We start from the raw sequence: 12,811 nt of genomic DNA, 5'->3' as shown, positions 1-12,811 counted from the left end.
ATGATAGAACTGTAAATGCTAGGGGAAGTGAGCCGTCAACATGAAAAAGAAAACGATATATAAATGTACCAGTTGCGGTCAAGAGCATCCAAAATGGCAAGGTTCGTGCAGTAGTTGTCGTGAGTGGAATGTACTTGAAGAAGCAGAAGTTGGTGCGGGAAGTAATCAAAAGACGATAACGACAAAGAAAAATATAACCGTCAAACGGTTAACAGATACAGTTTCACAGAATAGTGACCGAATTGCGACAAAATACAATGAGTTTAATCGTGTGATGGGTGGAGGTATTGTGAAAGATTCCATTACCATCATTACAGCCGTTCCAGGTGCGGGGAAATCGACCTTACTTATGCAAATTAGTGATGATGTAGCTAGGCAAGGTCTAAAAGTGCTGTATGCTTCAGGTGAGGAAAGTGACTCTCAAATCAAACGAAGAGCAGAACGAATCTTACCAAGTATTCATGATAATGTTTGGGTATATTCTGATAATAGCTTAAATAATGTATTGGGTTGTATTGAACAAGTCGATCCCGACTTAATCATAATTGATAGTATTCAGACCTTTGTGCTGGACGAATACCCTTCTAGACCTGGTTCACCCACTCAAACGATGGAATGCGCCACAGCGCTATTAAAAATTGCGAAAAATGCAGATAGACCAAGAGCAGTTATCATGGTTGGGCAGATGACCAAAGATAATGAACTAGCTGGTTTGAGAGCATTGGAGCATTTGGTAGATACCGTTCTTATCCTTGAAGGGGAGGAAGGGGAAGAGTTAAAGCAACTATATTCCAGTAAGAACCGCTTTTCTGGTACTGGGGAGCTAGGGTTCTTCATTATGGAGGAGACAGGACTTATTCCTGTTGATAATCCATCTGAATTTTTCATGACACAGCGTGATGACAATGACATTGTTAGCGGTAGTGCTTTAACGGTTATTAAAGAAGGCACAAGAGCGATTATATTAGAAATAGAAAGTCTCGTTTCACAAACTTTTATGCCGTTTCCAAGCCGAATCGCAGAATGCATTAAGAAGGACCACGTAAATACCTTAATAAGCATTTTGGAACAAAGGGCGGGGATTCTCCTGCATGATAAAAATGTTGTTGTAAAAACCACTGGCGGAATACGACTAAAAGAGCAATCGTCCAACTTAGCTGCAATCATGAGCATTGTATCCTCTTTTAAAAATATGGGTATTGCGAACGATACTGTGTTTATTGCTGATATTGGTCTAACAGGGGAGTTGAAAAAAGTCCCTACATTGGAACTGCGGATTAGAGAGCTTGAACGAATGGGCTTTAAGAAGGTCTATGTAGCTCATAATGCTTTAAAAACAACAGCATCCTTCAAAACAATTAAGGTAATCCCATGCAAGACATTGAGCCAAGTCATATTCTCTGTATTTGGTTCTTCTTCCAAAGGTAAAGAGCAGAAAGCACCATGGGATGAGACATAAGACCTGAAATAGCGGGTCTTTTTTGTGTCTGTATAGCCAATTCTTAATAACTTTGTACAAAGTTGAGCAAATCATCTCTTCAGAATAACTATTTGAAAAAGCTGGAAGCATCTTCTTTAAAAGGAATGCATTTTCCGTTATAATTAGTTGTAAGGATTTAGCATCTGGACCTACCCTTAGTCCGGTTAGGATTGAGGGTATTTAAGTTGAAACAAAGCAGCATGAATTTTGAATTTAAAATGTATGATATATGTAGGGATTATTTTTGATGGAAGTAGGATAGAACAGGATTCCTTGGATAGGCTTCAAATGGTTTATATATTTTGGAAATGAAATAAATGTCCTCACCCCTATGATGTGGTGTTCGGTGAAATCGGGTTGACCGGAAAAGTCCGCGGTGTATCTCGGATTGATCAACGTGTGAAGGAAGCGGAAAAGTTTGGATTCCGTAGAGTGATTATGCCGGAGAAAAGTTTGAAGGGATGGACACATCCGTCCGGTATAGAGATTATCGGAGTGAACACGGTAGCAGAGGCATTGTAAAGCGGCACTGGGTTAACTCGTGGTCATTCAACCTGCAAGCCTTCAGGAGGAAAATGATGAGTAAAGAAGAGATGAAGCGAGACGTCATGAGCCAACTGCTGCAAATGGTAGCACCTGGTACACCGTTCCGTGATGGGTTAGAGAATGTCCTACGCGCCAAAACGGGTGGACTTATTGTAGTTGGATACAGTACAGAAGTAACGGAAATCGTGGATGGCGGTTTTTCCATAGATTGTGATTTTTCTCCCAATTATTTATATGAGCTTGCCAAAATGGATGGCGCGATTATCCTCAGTGAGGACATCAAACGCATTCTATATGCGAACACACAATTAATTCCTGATTCCTCTATCTCATCATCGGAGACGGGGATCAGACATCGAACAGCTGAACGTGTTGCGAAGCAAACAAACAAATTGGTTGTTTCAATTTCACAGCGGCGCAATGTCATAACGCTTTATCAAGGCAATTTGCGATACGCATTGAAAGATATTGGTGTCATCCTGACCAAAGCAAATCAAGCGATTCAGACCTTGGAACGCTACAAAGTCGTGCTGGATCAGTCGCTGACCAATTTAAGCGCATCCGAGTTTGAGGAATTGGTTACCCTGCACGATGTTACCAATGTCATTGCTCGGTTTGAGATGGTGCTGCGCATTAAGGCGGAGATTAATCGATATATTAATGAGTTAGGGAATGAAGGCCGCCTCATTAGCATGCAGCTGGAAGAACTTGTTGGGAATGCGGAACTTGAAGCGCGTTTGATCGTAAAAGATTATGTACGTGATTTATCAGAGGACCGCGTCAAAGAAATGCAAGCGGGCTTAAAGCGTTTATCCTCGGATGAACTGCTGGAGCCGCACCAAATTATCCGATTGCTTGGATATCCGCATACGAATTCTATTGCTGAAGAACCGGTTTCCCCTCGGGGGTTCCGAATTTTAGGGAAAATACCGCGGTTACCGTCTATCATTATTGCGAATCTGGTCGAAAAGTTTGGTTATCTGCCTCACATGATGATGGCGACAATTGAAGAATTGGATGAAGTTGACGGAATCGGAGAGGTGAGAGCCCGAGCCATTAAGGAAGGTCTCAAAAGAATTCAAGAACAAGTGTTCATTGACAGACATATTTAAACTAGATACAATCATAAAGTATCATTGTTGAGGTTTTATTAAGTCAAGGCAGTTTTATGTAGTCAAGGTTTTATTAAGTCGAGATTAGGGTATAGTAAATCCAGAGGTGGACAAAAACATATGTTAACGAAATCAATTCCCAGTCTTTTTACAGTAGGGAACTTATTCCTAGGTGTACTGTCAATTATTCTCGCTTTCAGTGGTGAACACGGAGTTGCAGCAGTACTCGTCATTGTCGCTATGTTGCTTGATGGACTTGACGGACGTGTAGCTAGAGCTTTGAACGCGCAGAGTGAGTTTGGTAAAGAGTTAGATTCGCTGTCCGATGTCATTTCATTCGGTGTAGCACCAGCCTTTATCATGTATGTTGTTGCATTTAATGATCCGAATGTGATTAGTCCGGCATTTGCTTGGATTGTAACAGCGATCTTCCCGATTTGTGGAGCGCTCCGTTTAGCTCGGTTCAATGTCGTTGCCGGTACGCCTGGCTATTTCATCGGTCTTCCGATTCCAGCCGCAGGCGGTGTTCTTTGTACACTAGCATTGTTTGTGAACGAAATTAATGTATATGTGTTGTTGGTAAGTACGATCCTGTTATCTTACTTAATGGTAAGTACAGTGAAGTACCCGAACTTCAAGAAAGCCGGTATTCCTAAAGCAGCTATTTGGATAACGCCAATTATTGTTGCCGTAGCTATTTTAATTGCTATTAAATGGCCGGAGTCGATTTCTAAAATGATTTTCGTCCCTCTATTAGCCTACGCGCTATATGGCCTAAAAAAAAACGTTGATGGGTTCTTCATCCGTCTCCGGAGAAAGAACAAAAGACGCGGTATGGACGATACGAATTCAGTGAAATCGGACGTTTAACACAGGTTTCGAAAATAAAAAGCATTTATTTTCTTCTGATGATTCAGAGAGAAAATAAATGCTTTTTTTCATCTTCAAGACATGTTGAAAAGTCCCAGTGTTGTGCATTTCTTCGATTCGTTCTCAACGACTTGCTCCAAATTAACGTCTAGGATGTTACTAAGTGCAGACATATAGAAGAGATTTCTACCCAGTTCCGTACTTACGACCTCGATGCATTGTTCACATAAGTGACCAGATACATGAGTGCCGAGCACATCCTTGGCCTCATCCAAAGTCATCTCAGGATGATACTCTTGCTTGGCTGCATGAACCTGAATACATCCACATTCCGTAATAGATTTCACCACGGAACGATTAGTAGCTGCGCCAGACTGCTGAAATTTGGATAAGACGTCAAGCAGACTTCGGTGACGGAGTAACAATTCGGATACTTGATCCTGAAACTGCTTTAAAGTCAAGGAGCTCATTCCATCCACCTCGGGTGTGTTGGTAACTTCCAATTTCATTATAAAGGAAGCCCTCTAATATTTCAATTTTCCATGTAAAGAAGTGATTAACGTTGGAGAAATTGGAACATAATTGTAATAAGGCTTAAAACAAGTTTGATTTAGGGGGTGAATCTGTGATGAGGAAATGGGTACAAATCATTTTGGCCATCATGGGTGGTAGTTTAGGTTATAGTTGGAGTGATTCGATCCTTCGAAAGACAGCGTTAATGAGTGATGCAGGACAAGTTATTTGGATTAATAGTTTATGCGCAGTAGGTATGTTCTTCCTTTCGTCATGGGTTGCTAGTCAGGGAATGAAGCTGCTTATGAGAGGCGAAAGGAATGTAGCGGATATCCCGGTATCCGATTTACTCTCAGGTACATTAGGTTTAGTCATTGGCCTGCTTATATCGGTATTGGTGTTCCCTGTATTAGAGCAGGCGAAGTGGGCTAGTCCCTTTTTACCGTTCATTGTATCTGCGGTATTAGCTGTAATGGGCTTCCGTATCGGTTACAGCAAGCGGGAAGAGTTGGTTCAGATCATTGCAAAGAGCCGCTCCGCAGGCCCTGAGAAGCAGACACACCGTCCTTATGAGGAGCATAAGATTCTTGATACGAGTGTCATTATTGATGGCAGGATTGCAGATATTTGCAAAACAGGCTTCATTGAGGGAACGCTCGTTATTCCTGAATTTGTCTTGGAAGAGCTGCAGCACATTGCCGATTCATCGGATTTACTCAAGCGGAATCGCGGTCGACGCGGTCTGGACATTTTGAACAAAATCCAAAAGGAACTTGAAGTGAAAGTGCTCATCTATGAAGGAGATTTCGAGGAAATATCTGAAGTTGATAGCAAGCTAGTCCGGCTCGCAAAAGTGCTTCAAGGCAAAGTAATTACGAATGATTTTAATCTAAACAAAGTATGTGAGCTGCAAGGTGTTTCGGTGCTCAATATCAACGACCTCGCGAATGCAGTGAAACCTGTTGTCCTACCGGGTGAAGAAATTATTGTTCAAGTCATTAAGGATGGCAAGGAGCATGGACAAGGTGTAGCTTATCTGGACGACGGTACGATGATCGTGGTGGAAGGTGGGCGCGAATTCATCGGGATGACACTCGAAGTGATGGTCACAAGTGTTCTGCAGACATCGGCGGGACGAATGATTTTCGCTAAACCGAAACTATTGGAAAAAGCACAGTAAAACCAGTATGATAAGGAGATGTAACATAGCTCTTATTAGTTGATAGGAAAGTATAAGTTTTATACTTTTGCTTTGCATCAACCTTGACAAACGTGCTCGTCCCAGTAGGACGACGGAGTCGTTTATCCTTGGGTCTATGCTTACGAAGAATGCTTTCTTCAGAAAGCACTTAGTTGGAGGACTTATGGAGAAGCTAGGAGTTATCATCGTGGCTGCGGGCAAGGGCTCGCGAATGGGTACGGCTGAAAGTAAACAATACTTACAACTGGGACACAAGCCAATTCTGGTACATACCTTGCAATTATTTCAAAACATACATGAAGTGGATGAAATCATTCTCGTTGTTGGGGGAATTGACGTAGATCGCTGTAGAGGCTATGTACAGGACTACGCTCTTTCCAAGGTCTCTCATGTGCTTGCAGGAGGCGCCGAACGTCAAGATTCCGTTAGACAGGGTCTGGGCTCCTTACAGAGGGATACAACGTGGGTACTCGTTCATGACGGTGTTAGGCCTTTTGTAAAAAAAGAACATGTGTTCGATTGCCTTGTGAAAGCGCAAGAACAGGATGCAGCTGTGCTGGCCGTTCCTGTTAAGGATACGATCAAAATCGTAGATACCGAGAAGCGAATTCAATCTACACCCGATAGACGAAGCTTGTGGGCGATCCAAACGCCGCAAGCTTTTCGGCTTTCTCTTCTACGGGAAGCGCACGAACGGGCTCTTCAGGATGATTTTATGGGGACGGACGATGCGATGTTGGTGGAACGGATAGGAACGACGGTGCATGTGGTCGAAGGGGACTATTATAATATTAAGATTACGACACCGGAAGATTTGCCTTGGGCAGAATGGATACTACACAACGTAAGGGGAGAGGGACAGCTATGATTCGCGTAGGACAAGGATTTGATGTTCATCAGTTGGTGGAAGGTCGCAAGTGTATTATTGGGGGCGTGACGATTCCTTATGAAAAAGGGCTGCTCGGTCATTCTGATGCCGATGTGCTGCTGCACGCTATTAGCGATGCTATTCTGGGTGCGCTAGGTTTAGGCGATATCGGGAAGCATTTCCCAGATACGGCTGCAGAGTTCAAGGATGCGGATAGTCTAGTACTGCTGAAGCAGGTTTGGCAGTTAGCTAAGGACAAAGGATATCATCTTGGGAATACGGACTCCACAATCATTGCACAGAAGCCCAAAATGGCGCCTTACATCCCGCAGATGGTAGAAATTATTGCCGAAGCGCTAGATGCTAAGCCAGATCAAGTCAATGTGAAAGCTACGACGACGGAACAGCTTGGTTTCACGGGGCGAGGCGAAGGAATTGCTGCGCAATCGGTTGTTTGTTTAATTCGAGATGTGCTAGAATAGCAGGTATTATTGGGGAGAAGAGGTACACTCATGAATCAGCCTTTACGTGTGCGTTATGCACCTAGTCCGACTGGACATTTACATATTGGCGGTGCTCGTACAGCACTGTTTGATTATTTATTGGCGCGTCGCCATGGCGGTGCGTTCGTTGTTCGTTTTGAAGATACGGATCAAACGCGTCACAAAGAGTCCGGAATTGAAGATCAGTTGAACGGTCTTAGATGGCTTGGTTTAGAGTGGGATGAGAGCGTAGATATCGGAGGTCCATATGGTCCTTATCGTCAGATGGAGCGATTGGATATTTATCAGACGTATCTCGATCAATTGGTTCAGAGCGGCCATGCGTACCATTGTTATTGCTCTGAAGCCGATTTGGAGCAGGAGCGGGCAGAGCAAGAAGCACGCGGCGAAATGGGCGGTTATTCAGGTAAATGCCGTAACTTAACACCGGAGCAGGTTGCTGCTTTTCAAGGTGAAGGCCGTAAGCCTTCCATTCGTTTCCGTGTTCCAGAAGACCGGATAATCGGCTTCGAAGACAAGGTGCGCGAGCATGTTGAATTTGAATCCAATGGGATTGGCGATTTCATCATTGCACGTACCGATGGCATTCCAACCTATAATTTCGCAGTCATTGTTGACGATCATTTGATGAAAATAAATCTGGTTATTCGCGGTGAGGAGCATCTGTCCAATACACCAAGACAAATCCTCATGTACGAAGCACTGGGACTTCCTGTACCTGATTTTGCTCATTTAGCGCTTATTTTGAATCCTGATCGTAAAAAAATGAGTAAACGGGATGAATCCATCATTCAGTTTATCGAACAGTACAAAGAGCTAGGCTACCTGCCTGAAGCTGTCGTTAACTTCATTGCCCTGCTTGGTTGGTCTCCTGGCGGCGAAGAAGAGATGTTCACGAAGGAAGAGCTTATTGCCCAGTTTGACCTGGATCGCGTATCCAAAAGTCCGGCTGTGTTTGATATGGATAAATTGAATTGGATGAACAATGCTTATTTGAAAAAGGCTCCGCTTTCCCGAGTGGTCGAGTTATGTGTGCCTCATCTGCAAAAGGCAGGATACATCCAAGGTGATTTGGATGCCGCAGCTCAAGAGTGGGTAACGGCTCTCGTAGGCCTCAATCAAGAGAGAATGCGCTTCGCAGCTGAGATCGTTGAATTATCAAGCATTTTCTTCAAAGAAGAGTTGGTTATCGATGAGGAAGCTTCGGCTGTTTTGAAAGAGGAGCATGTGCCTGTTGTGCTGTCTAGCTTCCTCATGCAAGTCGAGCAAGCGGAAGCTTTCACCGTAGAAGCCATCCCTGCTTTGCTGAAACAAGTGCAGAAGGATACGGGCTTCAAAGGGAAACAACTCTTCATGTCGATTCGATCTGCACTAACAGGTCAAGTACACGGACCGGACTTAAATGTGTCTCTTTACTTACTTGGCAAAGAAAAAGTCGCCTCACGTCTAAGGAACTTATTGTAATGCGGGTTTCTTTTCGCTATACTTAATTCAATATCGAATGCAATGATCAGGAGAGTACGTTTAATTAGGGATTTATCAGAGAGGATAATCGAAGCCGCGAGGCTTTGGCTGTGAGTTATCCAATTCCTGTAATCGGAAATGCACCTGGGAGCTGCCGCGCCGAATACTCCTAAGAGTAGGGTAGGCGCAGCCGGAATACCCACGTTACGGGAACCTAAGTTGGGAGACTTCCGAGTCACCAAGCAGAGTGGAACCGCGATAATACGCCTCTGCAGCCATATGGCTGCAGGGGCTTTTTTGTTTGAGAAGAATCCTTGTACGATTTCTACGAAGAAGGTGAGAACATGTGGGCAACGATCAAATCTGATATATCCGCCGTATTCGATAACGACCCGGCTGCACGCAGCTGGTTTGAGGTTGTCTTTACGTATTCTGGGCTTCATGCAATTTGGTCCCATCGAATCGGCCATTGGTTTTATAAGCGGGGGATGTATACGATCGCTCGTATTGTTTCGCAGTGGAGCCGGTTCATGACAGGGATTGAGATTCATCCGGGTGCAACGATAGGGAAAAGACTGTTTATTGATCATGGCATGGGTGTTGTTATCGGGGAAACCTGTGAGATCGGTGACGATGTCATCCTATACCAAGGCGTAACCTTAGGTGGGACGGGGAAAGAAAAAGGTAAGAGACATCCAACTATTGGTAATAATGTAGTTATTGGCTCAGGTGCCAAAATTCTCGGTTCTTTCCTTGTAGGCGAAAATTCACGTATTGGTTCTAATGCGGTAGTCATTCAGGAAGTTCCTTCTAATAGCACCGTCGTCACGATCCCTGCTAAACTTGTGAAGCGGGACGGGGTTCGTGTGAATCGCTTGGACCATGGGAACTTACCTGATCCCATTGTGGATATATTTCAAGAATTACAGAATCAGATTAACGATTTAAAACAGCAGCTTGAACAAGAACGCCTTAAGAATGGAGAAACGAGAGAACATGACACTCAGAGTGTATAATACGCTAACACGGAAAAAAGAAGAATTCGTTCCAATTGAACCAGGCAAAGTGAAGATGTACGTTTGTGGGCCAACTGTGTATAACTATATTCATATTGGTAACGGCAGACCGGTCATTTTCTTCGATGTCGTTCGCCGTTATTTAGAGTCTCAGAAGTATGAAGTGACTTATATTACGAATTTTACTGATGTGGATGATAAAATGATTCGTAAAGCCGAGGAACTGGCTGTTACCGTTCCAGAGCTTGCAGAAACATTCATTCAAGCATTTTTGGACGACGTCAAAACGCTTGGCGTTCACGATGCTACCTTGAATCCGCGTGTGACGGAGAACATCCAAGAAATTATCGATTTCATTGCGGCTCTCGTTGAGAAAGATTTCGCGTATGAAGCCCGCGGTGATGTTTATTACCGAACAAGCAAATTTGCGGAGTATGGCAAGTTATCCAATCAAAATCTGGAAGAGCTCCAATACGGCATCCGTATTGAAGTAGACGATCGCAAAGAGAGTCCTCAGGATTTTGTGCTGTGGAAAGCGGCCAAACCGGGAGAGATTTATTGGGATAGTCCATGGGGCCAAGGCCGTCCAGGCTGGCATATCGAATGCTCCGCTATGGTGCGTAAATATTTGGGTGAAACGATTGATATACACGGCGGCGGACAAGACTTGACCTTCCCGCATCATGAGTGTGAAATCGCTCAGACGGAAGCTGTAACGGGGCATCCAATGGCTAATTATTGGCTGCACAATGCTTTCCTTAACATTGACAATGAGAAGATGTCTAAGTCGCTTGGCAACGGAATATTGATTCGTGATCTCGTTAAACAAATCAAGCCGCAAGTATTCCGTTTCTTCATGTTGTCCGCGCATTATCGCAATCCGCTGAATTTCAGCGATGAGAGCTTGAAACAAGCTTCTAATGCGTTAGAACGTATCCAGAATGCTTATGATAACCTGAAGCACCGACTTACTACTGCTTCTGCGACTAGTGAAATAGAATCAGCATTAACAGATCGCTTGGCTGCGATTGCGAGCCAATTTGATGATAAGATGAACGATGATTTCAATACGCCGGATGCGATTACGGCGGTCTTCGACCTAGTTGCTGAAGCAAACCTATACCTGCAACAGGAGCGGGTAAATGCTGGTGCGCTGCAGCTTTTCTTGGATCAGCTGCAAGTATTCGATCAAACCTTAGGGATTCTTTCGCAGCAAACAGATGAGCTGCTGGATGAAGAGATTGAGCAGTTGATTATCGAAAGAACGGAATCGCGTAAGTCGAAGAACTGGGCCCGCGCGGATGAAATTCGCGACCTGCTCACAGAGAAAGGGATATTCCTTGAGGATACACCGCAGGGAATACGCTGGCGCCGTAAATGAGTGAGTCCATCCACGATGCTGCGAACCTTTTTATTTTCCCGCCGTCTAAAAGTCCTCATTTACTGAATCCGCTTGTACTCGCTTATATAGGGGATGCTGTATATGAAGTGTACATCAGGCAATATGTCATTTCTGGAGCTAACCACCGGCCGAACCATTTGCATAAAGCATCAACGGGATATGTCTCAGCCAAAGCGCAATCCAAATTGTTGGAAGCCTTGATGCCAATGCTATCGGAAGAAGAAGTAGACATGGTAAAGCGGGGACGCAATGCCAAATCAGGAACTACAGCCAAAAACGCGGAGGTGCTGGAATATCGGCACAGCACCGCGTTTGAGTGCTTAATCGGATATTTGTACTATAAACAATCTTTTGAGAGATTGAAGGAAATATTAGACTTTGCGATTGCTTACAAGCAGGGCAAGTAGCTTCAGCTAACGGTGATCGTATTGTTCAAGCAAAACTTTTAGGAGGAACAGGAATGGATGAAGAATATATCGGCGGGAAGCACTCCGTCCTGGAGGCGCTTCGTGCAGGTCGTACGATTAATAAAATTTGGATCGCAGAGAGTGCTCAGAAGCAATTCGCAGGTCCTATTGTAGCGGAAGCCAAAAATGTAGGCATTATCGTTCAGTTTACGGACAAGCGCAAGCTGGACCAAATGGCGGAAGGACTTCAACATCAAGGGGTTGTAGCGCAAGTTGCTGCCTATGAGTATGTTGAAGTAGAAGATATTTTAGACAAGGCTAAAGAGCTAGGGCAAGAACCATTTATCCTGATTCTTGATGAGATCGAGGATCCGCATAATCTCGGTTCGATCCTGCGAACAGCAGACTGTACAGGTGTCCATGGCGTCATTATTCCCAAACGGCGTTCCGTCGGACTCACGGCTACTGTTTCCAAGACTTCAGCTGGGGCTGTTGAATATGTTCCCGTTGCACGTGTGACGAATATCGCGCAGACGATAGAAAAATTGAAAGAACAGGGAGTTTGGGTCGCTGGAACGGATGTTTCCGCCGCTCAAGACGTGTATAAAGCCAACTTTAGTATTCCGATAGCGCTTGTTATTGGCAATGAAGGTAAAGGTGTTGGTCGATTAATCAAAGAGAAATGTGACTTCTTAGTTAAGCTTCCGATGGCGGGACATGTGAATTCTTTGAATGCGTCCGTTGCCGCGGGTGTATTGATGTATGAAGTGGTTAGACAGCGTAATAAGAGTTAAATGAAATGGAACAGTTTCTGATTGTTGATGGCTACAATATTATTGGCGCTTGGCCGGAGCTTAGTAAGCTGAAGGACACGGATCTGGAGGGCGCTCGTGATCAGTTGATCCATATGCTGGCGGAGTATCAATCCTACTCTGGTATGAAGGTATACCTTGTTTTTGATGCTTATATGGTACCTGGACTTGGTAAAAAATATGTGCAAAGTAAGCTTACAGTACTCTATACCAAAGAGAAGGAAACGGCAGATGAACGGATCGAACGTCTGGTCACGAATCTGATGGGAAGGCGTAAGCAGATCTATGTAGCCACCTCAGATATGATTGAGCAGCATGTCATTTTCGGTAAGGGAGCTCTTCGGATGCCCGCTGGTGAACTGCTAGTCAAAATCAAACAGAATCGCAAAGAAGTGCGAGAACGTATTCATCCTGAAACTTCATCCAAGCGTAATCCGTTCGAAAGTAAACTGAGCCATGAGCTCAAAGAGCAGTTCGAGCGGTGGCGAAGAGGAGAGTGAATCCTCCAAATGCTAGAAATGGTGCGGTTCCCCGTTGACGGTGTGAGTTTTCTTCATGTATACTTAACCTAAACTTTTATAGTGAATCTGGGTAGTCCTGCAGGCCGGAGGGATTGT

At 44.3% G+C, this 12,811-nt stretch carries 13 protein-coding genes and 1 pseudogene; 13 read left to right on the top strand and 1 reads right to left on the bottom strand.

Features of this window, described 5'->3' with window-relative positions; translation table 11 throughout:
- Positions 1–40: 40 nt before the first annotated feature.
- The 4 genes and pseudogenes from radA (at position 41) to pssA (ending at position 4,008) form a co-directional block, all read left to right on the top strand.
- Positions 41–1,459, top strand: a complete 1,419-nt coding sequence (gene radA, locus NYR53_RS32435) for a DNA repair protein RadA (protein WP_261303091.1) — start codon at positions 41–43, stop codon at positions 1,457–1,459.
- A 348-nt stretch (positions 1,460–1,807) separates the two neighbouring features.
- Positions 1,808–2,002, top strand: a pseudogene (locus NYR53_RS32430) (DNA repair protein RadA); the annotation flags it as partial.
- Positions 2,003–2,058: 56 nt separating this feature from the next.
- Positions 2,059–3,138, top strand: a complete 1,080-nt coding sequence (gene disA, locus NYR53_RS32425; RefSeq protein ID WP_084595350.1) for a DNA integrity scanning diadenylate cyclase DisA — start codon at positions 2,059–2,061, stop codon at positions 3,136–3,138.
- Between the two features lie 120 nt (positions 3,139–3,258).
- Entirely contained in the window at positions 3,259–4,008 is a 750-nt protein-coding gene (gene pssA / locus NYR53_RS32420) for a CDP-diacylglycerol--serine O-phosphatidyltransferase (protein WP_057304282.1), read from the top strand.
- Between the two features lie 74 nt (positions 4,009–4,082).
- On the opposite strand, the gene NYR53_RS32415 is transcribed toward pssA, so the two are convergent.
- Positions 4,083–4,478: a hypothetical protein gene (locus tag NYR53_RS32415; protein ID WP_047683251.1), complete on the bottom strand. Its 396-nt coding sequence runs from the start codon at positions 4,476–4,478 to the stop codon at positions 4,083–4,085.
- Between the two features lie 155 nt (positions 4,479–4,633).
- Between NYR53_RS32415 and NYR53_RS32410 the strand changes: the two genes are divergently transcribed.
- The 9 genes from NYR53_RS32410 (at position 4,634) to NYR53_RS32370 (ending at position 12,694) form a co-directional block, all read left to right on the top strand.
- Positions 4,634–5,701 carry a PIN/TRAM domain-containing protein gene (locus NYR53_RS32410; RefSeq protein ID WP_437180111.1) on the top strand — a complete coding sequence of 356 codons (1,068 nt, stop codon included), beginning with the start codon at positions 4,634–4,636 and terminating at the stop codon, positions 5,699–5,701.
- A 184-nt stretch (positions 5,702–5,885) separates the two neighbouring features.
- A complete protein-coding gene (ispD, locus tag NYR53_RS32405; protein ID WP_261303089.1) occupies positions 5,886–6,590 on the top strand; it encodes a 2-C-methyl-D-erythritol 4-phosphate cytidylyltransferase in 705 nt (234 codons plus the stop codon).
- Complete coding sequence (gene ispF / locus NYR53_RS32400; RefSeq protein ID WP_261303088.1) at positions 6,587–7,072, top strand: 2-C-methyl-D-erythritol 2,4-cyclodiphosphate synthase; 486 nt, start codon at positions 6,587–6,589, stop codon at positions 7,070–7,072. The genes ispD and ispF overlap by 4 nt, the downstream gene beginning before the upstream one ends.
- A 30-nt stretch (positions 7,073–7,102) precedes the next feature.
- Entirely contained in the window at positions 7,103–8,557 is a 1,455-nt protein-coding gene (gene gltX, locus NYR53_RS32395) for a glutamate--tRNA ligase (protein ID WP_261303087.1), read from the top strand.
- Positions 8,558–8,901: 344 nt separating this feature from the next.
- Positions 8,902–9,573, top strand: a complete 672-nt coding sequence (gene cysE / locus NYR53_RS32390) for a serine O-acetyltransferase (RefSeq protein WP_246321031.1) — start codon at positions 8,902–8,904, stop codon at positions 9,571–9,573.
- A complete protein-coding gene (gene cysS / locus NYR53_RS32385) occupies positions 9,554–10,954 on the top strand; it encodes a cysteine--tRNA ligase (protein WP_261303085.1) in 1,401 nt (466 codons plus the stop codon). Before cysE ends, cysS begins: the two co-directional genes overlap by 20 nt.
- Positions 10,951–11,382 (top strand): Mini-ribonuclease 3, encoded by a 432-nt coding sequence (locus NYR53_RS32380; protein ID WP_261303084.1) that lies wholly within the window; start codon positions 10,951–10,953, stop codon positions 11,380–11,382. The genes cysS and NYR53_RS32380 overlap by 4 nt, the downstream gene beginning before the upstream one ends.
- Before the next feature lie 53 nt (positions 11,383–11,435).
- A complete protein-coding gene (gene rlmB, locus NYR53_RS32375) occupies positions 11,436–12,176 on the top strand; it encodes a 23S rRNA (guanosine(2251)-2'-O)-methyltransferase RlmB (RefSeq protein WP_047683217.1) in 741 nt (246 codons plus the stop codon).
- 5 nt (positions 12,177–12,181) lie between these two features.
- Positions 12,182–12,694: an NYN domain-containing protein gene (locus NYR53_RS32370; protein WP_261303083.1), complete on the top strand. Its 513-nt coding sequence runs from the start codon at positions 12,182–12,184 to the stop codon at positions 12,692–12,694.
- Positions 12,695–12,811: the final 117 nt, after the last annotated feature.

Origin of the sequence: Paenibacillus andongensis, assembly GCF_025369935.1 — a bacterium.
Taxonomy (GTDB): domain Bacteria; phylum Bacillota; class Bacilli; order Paenibacillales; family NBRC-103111; genus Paenibacillus_E; species Paenibacillus_E andongensis.
The sequence above is the reverse complement of the archived record's forward strand: the minus strand, read 5'-3'. Positions and strand labels throughout refer to the sequence as shown.